Annotated in this window: 11 protein-coding genes and 1 pseudogene; 3 read left to right on the top strand and 9 right to left on the bottom strand. The window is 40.1% G+C overall.

From position 1 onward, the window contains the following. Positions 1 to 965: 965 nt before the first annotated feature. Entirely contained in the window at positions 966 to 1,799 is an 834-nt protein-coding gene (locus BM283_RS04660) for an NYN domain-containing protein (RefSeq protein WP_090690189.1), read from the bottom strand. Between the two features lie 479 nt (positions 1,800 to 2,278). On the opposite strand from BM283_RS04660, the gene BM283_RS04655 reads away from it, so the two are divergent. The 3 genes from BM283_RS04655 to BM283_RS20485 all read left to right on the top strand — a co-directional run bounded on the left by BM283_RS04655 (position 2,279) and on the right by BM283_RS20485 (position 5,703). Further along, positions 2,279 to 2,788, top strand: a complete 510-nt coding sequence (locus BM283_RS04655; RefSeq protein WP_090690186.1) for a hypothetical protein — start codon at positions 2,279 to 2,281, stop codon at positions 2,786 to 2,788. Positions 2,789 to 3,546: 758 nt separating this feature from the next. Further along, the gene (locus BM283_RS04650; RefSeq protein WP_090690183.1) at positions 3,547 to 5,427 is read left to right on the top strand and encodes a nuclease-related domain-containing DEAD/DEAH box helicase; all 1,881 of its coding nucleotides are present in this window, start codon (positions 3,547 to 3,549) and stop codon (positions 5,425 to 5,427) included. 72 nt (positions 5,428 to 5,499) lie between these two features. Continuing rightward, positions 5,500 to 5,703: a transposase gene (locus BM283_RS20485; protein ID WP_090690181.1), complete on the top strand. Its 204-nt coding sequence runs from the start codon at positions 5,500 to 5,502 to the stop codon at positions 5,701 to 5,703. On the opposite strand, the pseudogene BM283_RS04640 reads toward BM283_RS20485, so the two are convergent. The 8 genes and pseudogenes from BM283_RS04640 to BM283_RS04605 all read right to left on the bottom strand — a co-directional run. Continuing rightward, positions 5,687 to 5,821: pseudogene (locus tag BM283_RS04640) on the bottom strand (helix-turn-helix domain-containing protein); the annotation flags it as partial. The gene BM283_RS20485 and the pseudogene BM283_RS04640 overlap by 17 nt on opposite strands. A gap of 210 nt (positions 5,822 to 6,031) precedes the next feature. Next, complete coding sequence (locus BM283_RS04635) at positions 6,032 to 6,838, bottom strand: Crp/Fnr family transcriptional regulator (RefSeq protein WP_090690178.1); 807 nt, start codon at positions 6,836 to 6,838, stop codon at positions 6,032 to 6,034. An 839-nt stretch (positions 6,839 to 7,677) separates the two neighbouring features. Next, on the bottom strand, positions 7,678 to 9,018 hold the full coding sequence (gene msrA / locus BM283_RS04630; protein WP_090690175.1) for a peptide-methionine (S)-S-oxide reductase MsrA: 1,341 nt from the start codon (positions 9,016 to 9,018) through the stop codon (positions 7,678 to 7,680). A 436-nt stretch (positions 9,019 to 9,454) separates the two neighbouring features. Next, positions 9,455 to 9,940, bottom strand: coding sequence for a glutathione peroxidase (locus tag BM283_RS04625; protein ID WP_090690173.1), 486 nt, complete (start codon positions 9,938 to 9,940; stop codon positions 9,455 to 9,457). Between the two features lie 1,903 nt (positions 9,941 to 11,843). Beyond that, a complete protein-coding gene (locus tag BM283_RS04615) occupies positions 11,844 to 12,092 on the bottom strand; it encodes a hypothetical protein (RefSeq protein ID WP_090690168.1) in 249 nt (82 codons plus the stop codon). A 978-nt stretch (positions 12,093 to 13,070) separates the two neighbouring features. Further along, a complete protein-coding gene (locus BM283_RS18660) occupies positions 13,071 to 13,334 on the bottom strand; it encodes a hypothetical protein (protein ID WP_175492030.1) in 264 nt (87 codons plus the stop codon). 48 nt (positions 13,335 to 13,382) lie between these two features. Beyond that, positions 13,383 to 13,571, bottom strand: coding sequence for a hypothetical protein (locus BM283_RS18655; protein WP_175492029.1), 189 nt, complete (start codon positions 13,569 to 13,571; stop codon positions 13,383 to 13,385). 401 nt (positions 13,572 to 13,972) lie between these two features. Beyond that, on the bottom strand, positions 13,973 to 14,431 hold the full coding sequence (locus BM283_RS04605) for a phage holin family protein (RefSeq protein WP_254776167.1): 459 nt from the start codon (positions 14,429 to 14,431) through the stop codon (positions 13,973 to 13,975). Positions 14,432 to 14,454: the final 23 nt, after the last annotated feature.

The following is a 14,454-nucleotide window of genomic DNA, read 5'->3' as shown; positions in this document are numbered from 1 at the left end:
TTCGATTATTGTGTTTGTATTTCGTCTGGTTGATATTTCTTATTATTAGCTTATTTCTGCTTGTGGAGAAGATAGGCTTGAGTTAACGCTATGTCAATATATATGGAATATAGTTGCTGCTACGGGGGCGCGGTTACGGGAAGAGGTAATGACTGCCCCATCCGGTGCTCTCCCGGTAGCCCTTGGCGGGGCGATAGCGTGGAGTTTTTACGCTTAAGCCCAACACGGCTATGCTTAAACTTTCACTCTCTCAACCGGAACTGTTGTGGTTCAATAAAGCCAGATCCCTTGTGAGGGTGGTTTAACTACTAACAAGCAAGGATGAAAGCATTAGGAAAATGAAGACACTGAGCAGATGATTTCATGGTAACGTTCTTGAGCTATCTTTTGCTTGAGTATTTCGCGTATTACTGGCTGTGGGTTGTTAATGAGCGCAATTGTTATCCTAGCCTGGCTATGTGCTGTTAGCCCGGTCAAAGTGGATGCGTTCAAGCAGTACACTGGTAGATTCTTCCTCATTATTTTGTGGAATTATTTCGTTTCATATGTTTCATTTAGCGTCCATAACAGTGTCTACAAATCCAATCTTGTTGAGCTGGCTTGCTCAAAACACTTCACTTTTACCGGAATATTTGAAGACTCTATTTGTTTATCCAAGCCAGTTGTTGCAAAGTACACACTATATCTTACTTTAGATTGTTCAGCTTGTATTCACGATCTCTAGGGTAAAGTAATTATCAACAGAAGAAATTCTGATCAAGGTGAATTCTGATCACCAATAGCTTTTAAGCATTTCAACTATTTATAGTTGAAAAAACTTATTTTTTGTACCTATACGATACAGTTACGTATTAATGGACAATGGGCTGCTTTTCGAATCAGGAGAGGTGCAGTAACTCTCATACCAATCAGCTCCCTCCGCGAATAGCTCTACCTTATGGAGTGCTAAAGTGTCAGCCTCTCATTCATTTTTTTCTTTTATCCATAATTCGTTGATTCTGAGTATCTACTTCGAACAAACCAATGGTCTTGATGAGATCGCTGAATTTTGAGTAACCGTAATTACGCGAGTCGAATGCCGAGAAGTTTTTCACGATATGTTTTTTCACCTCTCCCATGTGAGCGAAGCCGTCTTCATCGGAAAGCGCTTCAATTGCGGAGCGAATCAATGAAACCAGTTTAGTGTCTCTCGCCAGTTCCTTGGGGCTTCTTTTGGTAACGGTTATAGTTGCAGATTCGCTTGAAGATGTCTCGGATTTTTGGGTTTTCTTTTCCAGGCCAGCTTTGGATTTACCTGAAGTGTTTGTCGTTTGTGCCGCAGGATTGCTTTCACTTTCGACTTGCTTATTTTGCGAGAGAATTTCAAAATATTTGAATTCATTGCAAGCAGCTTGCAGTGATTCTGGGGTTTTTTTCTCACCAAAGCCGTACACCAGTTTACCGGATTCGCGGAAGCGAATCGCTAATCTAGTGAAATCGCTATCGCTGGAAACGATACAAAAGCCATCCAGCGGAGCTGTGTAGAGCAGATCCATAGCGTCAATAATCAATGCGCTATCCGTTGCATTCTTACCTTTAGTGTTGGCATATTGCTGAATAGGCTGGATGGCATGTTTAGGCAGCATTTCCTTCCACCGACTCAATTGATTTTGTGTCCAGTCACCATAAATACGCCGGACACTCGCATCTCCGAATTTTGATATTTCCTCGAACAATTCATCAAGTATATCGATCACTTTGAATGTGTTGTCTGCATCAATCAATACCGCTAGCCTCGGATTGCTGCTGTCAGCGCTCATAAAGTGGTCCAAGAGTAATCAAAAACTAGGGTGAGCATATTCATGGGGAATGACTAAAGTTATCTGAAGCTCAAAGTATACAGGACATTTCCGGCACTTTCTGAACCCGCAGTGCTCTGATAGACCAGCGTTTGGTGATGCCGCAGGTTAGTCTGTATATTGGAAAAATAAATAGGCACCTTTAGACAATCATATTTGCGAGTACTTGTTTCGCGGATTGCCTGCTTACCCCGTCTCGTCATAATACTTCGTTGTTTACCAAAAAGGTTTCCTTACCTATCAGTTATATGCTGCAGCAACATTTTTTATTCTCGCTTTTTTCAGTACATTCCAGGAGTGCGCTGACGTTCTCCTTAGGCGTTTTTTGCGTGAAGGGTAAAAATGGGCCAGAACTAAAATATTTTGCTGTTGATCCAACATGATGTATTCGGTTCTTATTAAAAAGGGTATTTATTTTTCCTATATTTGGAGGAAGAATCATGAAACGACGTGCGAGCTTGCAGTGGTTTAGGGTAGGAGTTTTCGTAGGTGTTTTAGCTGTAGTGGCAGTAATGGCCGGTATCTCGCTAGCGTGGGCCGAGGAGCGAGACGATGGAAATGTCGGGGGTGGAGACGGTTTCAGCAACCATAGCCTCAAGGGCTATTACGGGTTCAACTCATCGTACGGCGCGCTCGTCGCTAGCGGGCCGAATCAGCCAGTGGTGCCGGCGCTACCTTTCGCGAGCATGGGGCGCATCTTCTTCGACGGCGAGGGCGGCTGCATAGTGAGCTCGATCGGTAACGTGAACGGGCAATCCATTCCGTCAACATCGACGAGCTGCGTTTACAGCGTCAATCCGGATGGCACTGGAACCAGCGAGGCAGTATTTCCGGGAACACCGATCGCTGATCCGGTTCCGATCGCATTCGTGATTACCGACGGAGGGAACGAGTTTCGTGCAGTGGTCACCAAGTTTATTGTGGGGACGTTTACCGCGCGTCGTCAGTAGTCGAGTCAGTGCCAGCGGGTTGCTACCGACAGGCGCTACAGACTGAATGTTAAGGTTCGTGGCTGGTAGGATGAGGCCTATGTTTATATAATTTGCGGGGAAAATCGACCAGCGGTCTATGCTGTTGCCCCATACTGGAAGAGTGGCGATGTGTGCGGAGGAATGCTTGATGGCCAGTAATAGTCTTCGATGGCGTCCCTAACCGCACGCTTCTCTTCCCACGGTTATTGTCAGTTGGCTGCCCACCTCATATAAATATATTCTGGAATGCTTGCTCGTTATCCAATCCTGGAGGTACCAAGGGTGGCGCTTGGCAGAGATAGCTGAATAAGCACTCAATAGGCCGATATTCCGCATCGCGGCATTCGACCGTGAGAGTATGTTGTGTCCAAATTTTGTGTTATTTCACGCTAAATCAAAACTGACTTTGTCGTCTTTACCTTGCTGTATTATTTATGCTCTCTGCGGCGCGCCTTCGCGTCATTTTTAAAACAGCACGGAATTGGGACGACAGTATTTTACAAAAAATAGAAAATGGATTGGTGTTTCCGGAGAACAAGCGTGTTGGGCAGTAGATCAACTCAATTACCTAGCATGCAAAATACTAAGATTTTGAACATCGCATAAGTTATTTATCGATGTGTCGGTAAGTCTCACAAAACAGCCATAAAAAATTACCCTTCAAGTTTTGATCCATGACATTAGAATAGTCGGAAATAGTTATTTGATAAATCCTGAGTAAAAAGGAACTCTAAGTTATGGCTGAAATGATTCCAGATCAACTTCCTCATCGTGCTTCCAAAGGAGAGGAAAGGTTGTTCAATATCCTTAAACGGCTACCCGATAATTACATTGTATATTATGAGCCTATAGTTGAAAATCGGTATCCGGATTTTGTAATCATCTGTCCGGATATGGGGTTAATGATTATTGAAGTTAAGGGTTGGTATGCGAAAGAAATTATTGCAACAGACCATAACTCAGTTTTGATAAAAGGGCAGCACGGTGAAGTCCGTTATAACCATCCAGTAAGACAAGCTCGAGACTACATGCTGTCACTCATGGATCAATGTAGAGAAAATCCTTCTTGTAGACGCTTACTGGTAAAAGAAGGAGAGCAGCAAAATAAATTTATTTTTCCTTTTGGGCATTTCGCTGTCTTGTCGAATATCACCTCTGATCATCTTTTAAATCATCCTGCAGGAGATCTGACTTCGATTTTTTCGGTCGAAAAGAATATCACTCGGGATGTTTTAATGGAGTGGGCAGATAACGAGGATTTATCAGAAAATGATGTATGCAAAATTCTTCAAGATAAATTTAATCCTTATTGGGAAATTCCAGTACTAACAGAAGAACAAATTGATATTTTAAGATCAATTATTCATCCGGAAATTATTATTTCAACATCTAATAGATCAGAATCATCAGCTACGACATCTAGTATCAAGGTGCTTGACCTCAAGCAGGAACAGAACGCTCGAAAAATTGGTGATGGGCATCGTATTATTTTTGGTGTTGCCGGTTCGGGAAAAACAGTACTTTTAATCTCTAAAGCACGTCTTATAAGTACTCAACGTCCAAATGATAATGTTTTATTGCTTTGTTATAACGTTGCTTTATCAGTTTACTTGAAGTCATGTTTAGCAGATTGTTCGAATATTACTGTGATGCATTTTGATGGGTGGTCAAAACGTAACGGAGTGGTACGTCGTAATAATGAATCAAGTGAATCACTTGGAAGACGATTATTGCAGGTTCTAGAAAATGGCAATGGCGATGCGGGAAAGTATCAATTAGTAATGATTGATGAAGCCCAGGATTTTGATGCAACTTGGTTTAGATGTGCACTGGAAAGCATGGAAGATCCCTATGATGGTGACCTTATTATTGTGGGGGATGGTAATCAAGGACTTTATGTAAACCGCGCAATTTCTTGGTCAGATATTGGTATTCAGGCGCGTGGACGTACAATTTACAAGAAATTTGATCTAGATAAGAATTACAGAAATTCCAGGGAAATTATTGAGTTGGCCGCATTATTTGCTCATAGAGGTGATACAGAAGGTTCAGAAGAAAAAAATGGTATTTTATCAATCCTGGTTGATCCAAATAAATGCCAACGTCCAACAGGAATTAAGCCATTTTTAATAAAATCAAATACACGCTACGAAGAGAATACTCGCATACTTAAAGTTGTTAAAGATCTTCTTGATGGCCGCTGGTTTGGGCATGTTATAGAACCATTAAATCCGAAAACAGATCCGAATTCAATAGGTATTCTATATCCCTATCTGAATAAACAAGATCAAGGAGTATTTTCCGATTTACTAAAAAGTTTAGAAGAATTGTGTCCCGTAATATGGGTTAATAGGGATCAAGAATCTCGAAAACGTATTTCTGAGCCAGGTCTAAAAGTTCAAACGATGCATTCAGCAAAAGGTTTGCAATATCGTGCTGTTATTTTACTATGGGCAGATCATCTTCCCATACCATTTGGAGACACTGACGAGGAATCAGATAGGCGTTTGTTATATGTTGCTTTGACACGATCGGAAGATTATTTGGCAATTAGCTCTTCATCTCCATCCAAATTTCTTAACGAGATTGAGCAATCGAATAAAGCTATGCATGCGTAACCGGTAGTTGATTTCCTATAATGACCTGACTGTCCTGTGCTCCACCTAAAGCTCAATTCCAAGCTAGTCATTATGCTGCGGTATTCATTGACTTGCAATAACATGAAAAACAAGCTGTTACCGCTGTTTAACAAGCTCTTTTTGCATAAATGCTCAATTATTCAAACCATCAAAGGCCTATTGAAGAATATCCCGGCAAGGGAGCATTTCTGCCATCGCAGTCCCTTTAACTTCTTTATTAGTCTAGTCGCTGGGCTGGTCGACGGTCCTGATTAATCAGCGCTTCTAAACCGTTTGTTTCTACTAACTCTTGATAGCGATAAAACGTATCTCTGGACACCTCCATAATCTTGCAGGCTTTTGAGATACTTTGAGGTTCTTCGGCAAGATTCAGTCATCCTGCGTTGTGCTTGATGATTGGGTTGTTACTATGGTGCATAAGCGTTACCTCTCTTATGTTTGGTTAAGGATTCGATACCCATATCAAACTCGGTAACGCTCTTTATTTCAAGTGCTTTTTACGATCAGATCGAAACTAATACAGATAAGTGCGGATGTGAAAAATTACTCATATTGTCCTATTCCTAAATTGTCGGATAATTTGTCAACTCGCTTTCCTTCTATTTTCACAGTATGTAGAAAGGTCAAAACTTGATTTTTTTCTAAATAATGTTGATCGCATTGTGATCAAGTCGGAAAGTAGCTGATCATATTCCTTCTTGAGAACTTTATAGCACTCGCAAACCTCGGTCTCCAGGCGCGGTCTATTGAGCACCTTAATGTGGCCTCGCGAGTAGTGGATTATGTTCTTGCGTTGCAATTTACCGGCCGCCTGAGTAATGCCTTCACGGCGGACACCAAGCATATTTGCGATCATTTCTTGTGTCATTGTCAATTCATCCGATGGCACGCGGTCAAGATATAATAGTAATAAACGGCAGAGTTGCTGTTCTACAGAATGATGCTGATTGCACACAGCCGTCTGTGCGATCTGCGTGAGCAGTGCCTGAGAATAACGCAGTATATGATGCTGCATCGGCATGACATTATTGAATTCCTGTTTCAGCAAACTTTCCTTTAATCGATATGCATAACCAGCACCCTGCACCACGGCAATATTTGACATGGTATTTCCACCCATAAATTGGGGCAGTCCGACTAGTCCCTCATTGCCGATTATAGCAATTTTGGTTGATTTACCATCCTTCGTGAAATTGAGTAGAGACACGACCGAGGTGGTAGGGAAGTATACATGATTCAGTTCAAGATCTGGCCCCCACAGCATTTCCCCCATCTGCATCGGCACCAATTCCAGATGAGGATATAGTTGTTCCAATTCATCTATAGGCAGGGCAGCGAGGAGATAGTTCTGGTGTGGATTATGGGGAATCTGGGAATAGGCAATAGACATAGGTAATCTCCTTTTAAGCTAAAACAGAGTTTGAGCTCAATCTGAATGCACATAAAAAGATGATTATTGAGCCGACTAGATCGAAATTAAGTTTTAACTACCAAATTATATTTATAGCTATAAACTTATCACGTGAATGCTACTGTAGTGGGCAGTAACTTAATACGAGATTAGACAGAATGAATGAGCTTTAATGTATTAATAGAATATCAAAAAGTGTTGATTAGAAATATACGTGCAAACACGTATATTTAACTCTTGGTGATAGGCAATCAAGGAATCTTTTTCACTTAAAATCCTTTCCGCAAAAATTATAAGTGCCGCATGAATAAACGATTTCAGCTTGCCTCTTTCCTGATTTTTGAGGAATAAAATAATAACTAAGCTTTTGACTTAGAATCATTTTTATACGGATTTATACGCCTGCTTCCACATATTCATTTCCAAATCAGAAAGGACACAAAGGCGAGCCGCAGACGGTATCTCAATAATACGGTAAGATAAAACTGACCAAGTCAGTTTTGATTTAGAAATGGAATAACGTATGTTTTTTCTTGCATCTCACATGTTGGTTGAATGTTAATAAAGCAAATAGCTCTTCCATTTATTTTGTAGAAATAAAATAAACTCAGCTCGGCTTTGCAGAGGGTATTTGACGCTCAAAATCAAATTGAGAGATAAGCATAATTTTATTGATTAGCGAAATACCCAGTAGTATCAGTAAATAAAAAAGGAAAAAATATGCCATCAGAAGGGCACTGATTTAGCAGGAATAGGCTGATACTCCTTCATTGATGCCTGCCCACAAGGATAAACAGGGCAGATGCGATTCTTCTCAATTAATCTGGAATGAACTTCAGAACATTACCGTTGATACAATAACGCTTGAAGCTGGGTGGCGGACCATCGTTAAATACGTGGCCAAGGTGAATGCCGGAGCTTGCGCTGCGAACTTCGATCCGCTTCATGCCATGAGAATTATCCTCATGGAGCGTTACCGATCCTTCGATGGGATCAAAGAAGCTGGGCCAACCGGTTTTGCTATCGAACTTCGTCTGACTAAGAAAAAGTATAGCACCAGTAACGGGGTCAACAAATTTTCCAGGACGTTTTTCGTCCAAAATGGTAGCAGTAAACGGTGGTTCGGTGCCTTGCTCAAAGGCAATCTTTTGTTGTTCCGGCGATAATAACTGAAAGCCCAGCCATTTCCAGAAATTGGATTGTTCTCCGTTATATCCCGTGTATCGGCTAACTTCTTTGCCATTCCTGAACAGTACAATGGTGGGAGCGGCAAATAGCGGTTTTTCCAGTGTCCAACCGGCAGGTGGGTTAGTGTTTATCGTTGTAATGACAGGAATTTCTGCTTGCCAGCGGTTTAAAATATCTTTGTCAAACAGTTTGCAGAATTCACAATTTTCAGCTTCAAATATAACTAATTGCTGTGAAAAGTTTAAATCTTTGCCGTCCAGCATCTCTTGGCGATCAGTAATTGCTTCACTACTTAATGGGGCATTTTGTGCAGCCTTCTGGCCAGATGCGGGATATTTTACTCCCGTACCGCCGAGGCCGCAGTATCCATTGGGATTCTTCTTTAGATAGTCTTGATGGTATTCCTCGGCTGTAATATAGTTTCTCAGTGCCAGGATCTCGGTTGTAATCGGACCGAAGCCGGCAGCATTCAATGCTTGCTGATAAACTTTTTGTGTTGCCAGTGCAGATTCTTTCTGGGCTGCGTCATGATAATAAATGGCACTTCGGTAATTGCTACCAATGTCATTACCTTGACGGTCACCCTGCGTTGGATTATGGTTTTCCCAGAATTTCGCTAACACAGTTTCCAGCGTTACTTTCTCTGGGTCGAAAGTTACCTTGATCACTTCAGCATGATTTCGTCCTGTGGCCTTACCTGCGCGTAGTGCCTTCTCATGATTCAATATCTGCTGGTAGCCAACACCCGAAGAATCACCGCCTACGTAACCGCTTTCGACATCAACAACCCCGGCAATCTCGCTCATACGCTTCTCTGCCCCCCAAAAGCAGCCCATTCCTAAGACAATATAATCTGTCTTTGAACTGGTATTTGGATGGGATTCTAAAGGGCTCGATATCACAGTTTTCTCCATCGTAAATGATGCCACAATCATTAATAAACTTAATGTTGCCACAATAATAACTTTCATTATTTATCTCTGATGCTTAATTTTGATAAACTTTTCGCAATTTTGGGGATTGCCTCAATTCGAGTCTGAATAGATTTTGTATATCTGCCAGTTTATTGACTGAATTACTTATTGCAAGCAATTATTGTCACTACACTGTAGTGCGATGAACACAGATTAATTTCATTTCTCAACCAAACCTGGCGTCGTCGGCTTTTCTTGGTCGCATTATATATGTTGTCTATGCTTGCTCGCCTTCTCATCATTGCTTGATTTAGAAATGGAATAACTCATCCGAAGCAGCAGAAACGCCACAAATTTTCCAGTATTTATGTGCTAATTGAGTTGGAATGAAGGAAATTCCGATCAGTCATCCATATATCAGCCAATTAGATCAGCTTTCGATACATTCAGTTCCCGTTTAAAAAGATGATTATTTTTTCCTGCACTTACTCAATTATAGTAGTGATTTAATTTCTTTTTCGAGCTCCGCTGGCGTCGTTTGCGGGGCAAAACGTTTAACGATTTGGCCATTGCGATCAACTAAAAATTTAGTGAAATTCCACTTAATCGTTTCTGTTCCTAAAATGCCTTTTTGTTTGGTTTTCAGATACTGATAAAGGGGGTGAGTACTTTCACCGTTTACTTCTATCTTGGCAAATAAAGGAAAAGTCACATCATAATTAAGTGAGCAGAATTTTTTAATTTCTTCATCATTACCCGGTTCCTGTTGGCCAAATTGATTACACGGAAAACCTAAAATTTCCAACCCTTTTTCTTTATACTGTCGATATAATGCCTCTAAGCCTTCATATTGAGGAGTAAAACCACATTGACTGGCGACATTGACGATCAGTAATACTTTTCCTCGATACTTATCAAGAACCATATCACTGCCATCATTTTTCTTTACTGAAATTGAATAAATTGTTTGTGCTTCCATTGTGTCCTCTTTTCTAAATGATTAGTTGGATATCTGGAAATATCTTTAGGGTTTCTCTAAAAACACATATTTGCGAGCATCCGCTTCGCGGATTGTATGTTTACCCCGTTTCGTCACAATACTTCTATTCACAAAAATGTTTTCTTACCTATCAGTGATATGTTGCGTCAATATTTTTGTTCTCGCTTTGTGTTGTTTAGAACTCTGAATTTTTAGAGGCGCCCTTTAGTTTGAAATTCTGAAAAAGAGCTTTTTTAGCTCGTCCGCTATTTAATATCAATTTTCTTTCCTATCGCAGCCATAATTTTATTGCTCTTTTTTATATAGGATTTTTAATCATCAGTATATTATTTGCATCCAGCTAGTTCTATTTAAGAATTATCTACAGCGAGAAAACAAATTTTAAGTTAAAAATTATTTTACTGATGTGCAAGTTTATAAAAAAGCATTGTAGCGTTGTGGGTTGTGTATTACGCACTCTCACTCTGCAAGCAGTATCATGTAATAAAAAAGAGTTACATAGAAGAATTCTGTGTCGACCCTTGTGGCAATAACTCTGCCAAGTTATGCAATTACAAGCTTTTTTATCTGTTATCTACTTCTTTTAATCAACCTCATAGCAAAGTTATAGCATAAGCATCGCTATCATTTTGATATATCATTGTAAGAAACAATAAATAAGGTAATCTCCCGGCTATGCCGGGAGATTACCTTATTTATTTACTTCAACAGTACGCTTTTTAATATCTGGAAAACTAAATGATTCCTCGGTACACTTTGTTACTAGCAATTCCTTTTCTTTGTTCAGTCTAGGTAACTGAATTATAAAGGATTATTTAGGAATTGCCACTTCTCTTCGTGCAATATTGGGGTTTAGTTGGTTTTTTATCAGGCTGTGCTCAAATGAACCCGATAGCAAGTAATCACAGCGATGAAATTCTTCGTATGGGTGTGGATACTATTGACGCTAATCATCATAATGCTATCGCTAAACATTACGGAAGATGCGGGCAATGAGATGAAAGCAAAACTGCGGGCACAGAAAAAGTTATTGCAAAAATATGAAAGACATCGTTTATTATTATGGGCAACGAGGACAAGATGTTCAGTCACATACTGAAGCTAATATTCGCCAGTATGAAAATATATCAAAGAGAATATGGAAGAAACGGCTATGCATCGGGAAATGGCACTTGATGCAGCTCTAGACAAGAAGTCAGTTTATCTAATAATTGAATGAAAAATAAATTATCGATTAAGTAAATTTCAATTAGAAAAAAATATTCAAGTTCCAGAATTCCGGGCTTCTAAAAATAGTCTGCCTATCAATTACTGATACGCGGCCTTTTTTGTTTTTATTTGGTCAGTGAATTTTGCCGGTGATGCTTTGAATGCTTTTTCGTTTCTAAACCAAAACTGCTTTGTTGGCTTCTTCGTATCACATATTTATACTGTCTGCGGCTCGGCATCGAGTATTATTTCACCGATTAATGCTATCAATGCAATACTGCTTCCTTTTGAGCATTGGATTGAGCAAGATTAAGCAATAGTATTGCCGATTTTTGGTCCAAGCTGAGCGGTGGGATGATAATTAAATTGCTCGGAGATGGATTACCTTTAGATCATACAATGCAGCCTTCCTTGGCAATAATCACGATTAAGATTGTGGTAAAGCATGCTACTCCTCTTCCATAATGATTCCTGCTTGCTACGGTTTCATTGTCTCTGCCAACGACAAATACAAATCAACAAGCAGAAAAATCATGATAACTCTCCACCATCACAGCCAATCCCAGCAAGAATATAATTAATACTAGCTTGATAGTTAAGCTTAGTCTAATCTTGCATATCGCGCAGCGATAATATCTCCAAGCAATTCTGTAACATTTGCCTTGCTAATTGTTTAGCGTTTAGTGCTATTGCTCAGTAGCACTCCGGCAAGCACACCACTGCCGAAAATGACAAGCGCACTAGTAAGCGGGCGCTCCTTAATATATTTTTCCACACTTTCTCCGGTATCTTCAGCCATATCGACAACCCTTCCGCCTTGTTTGTTTGCAAGTTCCTTCACTGACGATACCAATGAACCAATATCACTAAATTCTTTTTTTAACTGATCCATTTCTTTTCTAAAATCATCTGTCATTGCCATGATTTGTTCTCCATTCGAATGAAAAGTTTTGTTAACTGAGTAATTAGTTTATAAGCTAAGTAGGTTTATTTACTTTTTTGACCAAATAATGTTCTTTGGACGAAAGATTCCAAGCAATTTGTAATACGTTAAAATAAAACATTGCCTGTAATCCACTAAGCTCTTTCTGAATATTTCCTACTTATTAGTTGTAGATCAGATAAATGATGACTAACACAAATGTAGGCACTCCGAGTAACCAGGCTATAAAATATTTTCCCATTTGAGCCTCCTTTTATAAATTCAAGCTATTAAATTAAGATTTCACAGGCGATAGAATAGAGTAACAAACTATATATTTCTTATGTTAATGTTATAAAAACTCGATTCAATCTTGTCTGTGAATCACAGTACGATATAACTTTACAGCAATAAATGGCTTTAGTATGTGCGATACCGTACAGATAGATTTTTGCTTGACGCTGCCTGTTTATAGACGGCTGATAAGTATTCTTACCCTAAGTGAAATATTATCCATTTACTAAATCAAAACTGACTTTGTCGGCTTTACCTTGCCGTTTTATGGATACTATCTACGGCTCGCTATCGCGTCATTTTTGATTTGAAAATGGAATTACAAATCTGCAGAGAGTAGACATTATGGGCGTGATTTGGATATTAATGAGGAGGATCTTATGGAGGATTTTTTGTACTTGTTGCCGGACGTTCTGTCCCTAGCTGGATCAGGGTGATACCTACTGCGAGAACCGGGGGGCAATAAAAATTCCTATAAAACCGTAAGCTGTGATGCCACCAGTTATCCCAAAAACAATGAGAAGCAATGATAGCTTACGACTAATGAGATAAGATTTGACGAAATTGTTAATACTACTGATCACGAATGTACCCCATAATATCATGAAGATTGCCCAGCCGTAGGATTCTTGATAGACAAACCAAACATAGCGCCGCCCCATAATAGAGCAGGGCCCATCGGAATTAATGATAAAACAAAAGTGGCGGCCCCAAGTAAGAAAGCACCTGGTATTCCGGCAATGAAAAAAACAATAGTGGCAGCGTAGCCTGTGCTGATGCTGCGCCAAAAATTCCATATACAACCCCAGTCACGATATTATGAATCGTGGCTAGAGGATCTACACTGAAACTGAAGCCAAGAAGCTTCATCCTTCCTTTGTGTAGTGTTTGTATCAGAGCTTCACCGTCACGATAGAAAAAGAAGCCAATGAATCCAGCAAATACCATTTGCAGCAAGCTTTGGGCGATTAAAATACCAAGGTTAAGGAGAAAATTTCAGTGTGGATCAAGTAATTCTTTGAAGAGCATTACCGCTTCATTTTCACCAGAAATGAGTCCTTGCCAGTAGCTATCAAGTCTTGCACCGAAGAGAGGAAGGTCTGCAAGCCATGCTGGCGGCTTTATCGGACCATGCTCCAGAAATACTTTGACTGCCTCTATAGATGCAGTTACATTACTGCCCAAACTGATGGCAAGCAATGCAGATGGCGAAAGCCAATCATCCCTTAGCCAGTGGCTAGGTCAAGCGTATGAGCATAACCAGGAATAGAATAACGGTAAAACGATACGACAACGTCTTCTATAGGCAGCAGAAATCTCTAGGTACAGCTTCCTGATAACCTACAATTCCATTTCTAAATCAAAGATGACACGAAGGCGAGCCGCAGACAGTATCCATAAAACGGCAAGGTGAAGCCGACAAAGCCAGTTTTGCTTTAGAAATAAAATAATTTCGCAAAACAGCTTAAGATTTTGAAGTAGTTTTAGCTTCATGATGAAATCTTGACAAACCAACGCCCAACTTTACCTGGTCGGCTAAGCCATAAAGCTAAAAGAATTAAGCTTTTTTACTCTATATGTGTTGTTTAACTCAAAAATTTTTGTCCGGCAAGTTTAATCAGAGATGGTAGGGTAGTTACTACTCGTTGCCGTAGACGCGGACTCGCGCCAAGTACTATTCCACCGATTAACGCTGTCAATACAATATCGCTGCCTTTAATATTGGATTGAGCAATAGTATTGCCGGCTATTTGCTTTAACTGAGCATTGAAATGGTGAGTAAATTGCTCGGAGATAGGGGGTCCTTTGGATGATACAGCACGGCCTTGCCTGGCAAAGATCAGGACTAAGATTGTGGCAAAAAATACTATTCCAATTCCCACAATTATCCCTGCCTCCCATGGTTTCATTGTTTCTGCCAACGCCACATACAAGCCAATAAACACAAAAACCATGCCTACTACCATCGCTATCACAGCCAATACCAGCAAAGATATAATTAGGGCTAACCTGATTAAGTCTTGCCATAATCTAGCATATTCCATAACGATATATCTCCAAGCAATTT

Source organism: Nitrosomonas sp. Nm34, assembly GCF_900113925.1.
Taxonomy (GTDB): domain Bacteria; phylum Pseudomonadota; class Gammaproteobacteria; order Burkholderiales; family Nitrosomonadaceae; genus Nitrosomonas.
Note: the sequence above shows the minus strand (reverse complement) of the source record. Positions and strands in the feature narration are given on the sequence as shown.

Excerpts from the sequence above, each read along its gene's own strand:
- BM283_RS04660 (WP_090690189.1), bottom strand. The coding sequence starts at position 1,799 with ATGAGCGCTGACAGCAGCAATCCGAGGCTAGCGGTATTGATTGATGCA.
- BM283_RS04655 (WP_090690186.1), top strand. The coding sequence starts at position 2,279 with ATGAAACGACGTGCGAGCTTGCAGTGGTTTAGGGTAGGAGTTTTCGTA.
- BM283_RS04650 (WP_090690183.1), top strand. The coding sequence starts at position 3,547 with ATGGCTGAAATGATTCCAGATCAACTTCCTCATCGTGCTTCCAAAGGA.
- BM283_RS20485 (WP_090690181.1), top strand. The coding sequence starts at position 5,500 with ATGCTGCGGTATTCATTGACTTGCAATAACATGAAAAACAAGCTGTTA.
- BM283_RS04635 (WP_090690178.1), bottom strand. The coding sequence starts at position 6,838 with ATGTCTATTGCCTATTCCCAGATTCCCCATAATCCACACCAGAACTAT.
- msrA (WP_090690175.1), bottom strand. The coding sequence starts at position 9,018 with ATGAAAGTTATTATTGTGGCAACATTAAGTTTATTAATGATTGTGGCA.
- BM283_RS04625 (WP_090690173.1), bottom strand. The coding sequence starts at position 9,940 with ATGGAAGCACAAACAATTTATTCAATTTCAGTAAAGAAAAATGATGGC.
- BM283_RS04615 (WP_090690168.1), bottom strand. The coding sequence starts at position 12,092 with ATGGCAATGACAGATGATTTTAGAAAAGAAATGGATCAGTTAAAAAAA.
- BM283_RS18660 (WP_175492030.1), bottom strand. The coding sequence starts at position 13,334 with ATGGTATTTGCTGGATTCATTGGCTTCTTTTTCTATCGTGACGGTGAA.
- BM283_RS04605 (WP_254776167.1), bottom strand. The coding sequence starts at position 14,431 with ATGGAATATGCTAGATTATGGCAAGACTTAATCAGGTTAGCCCTAATT.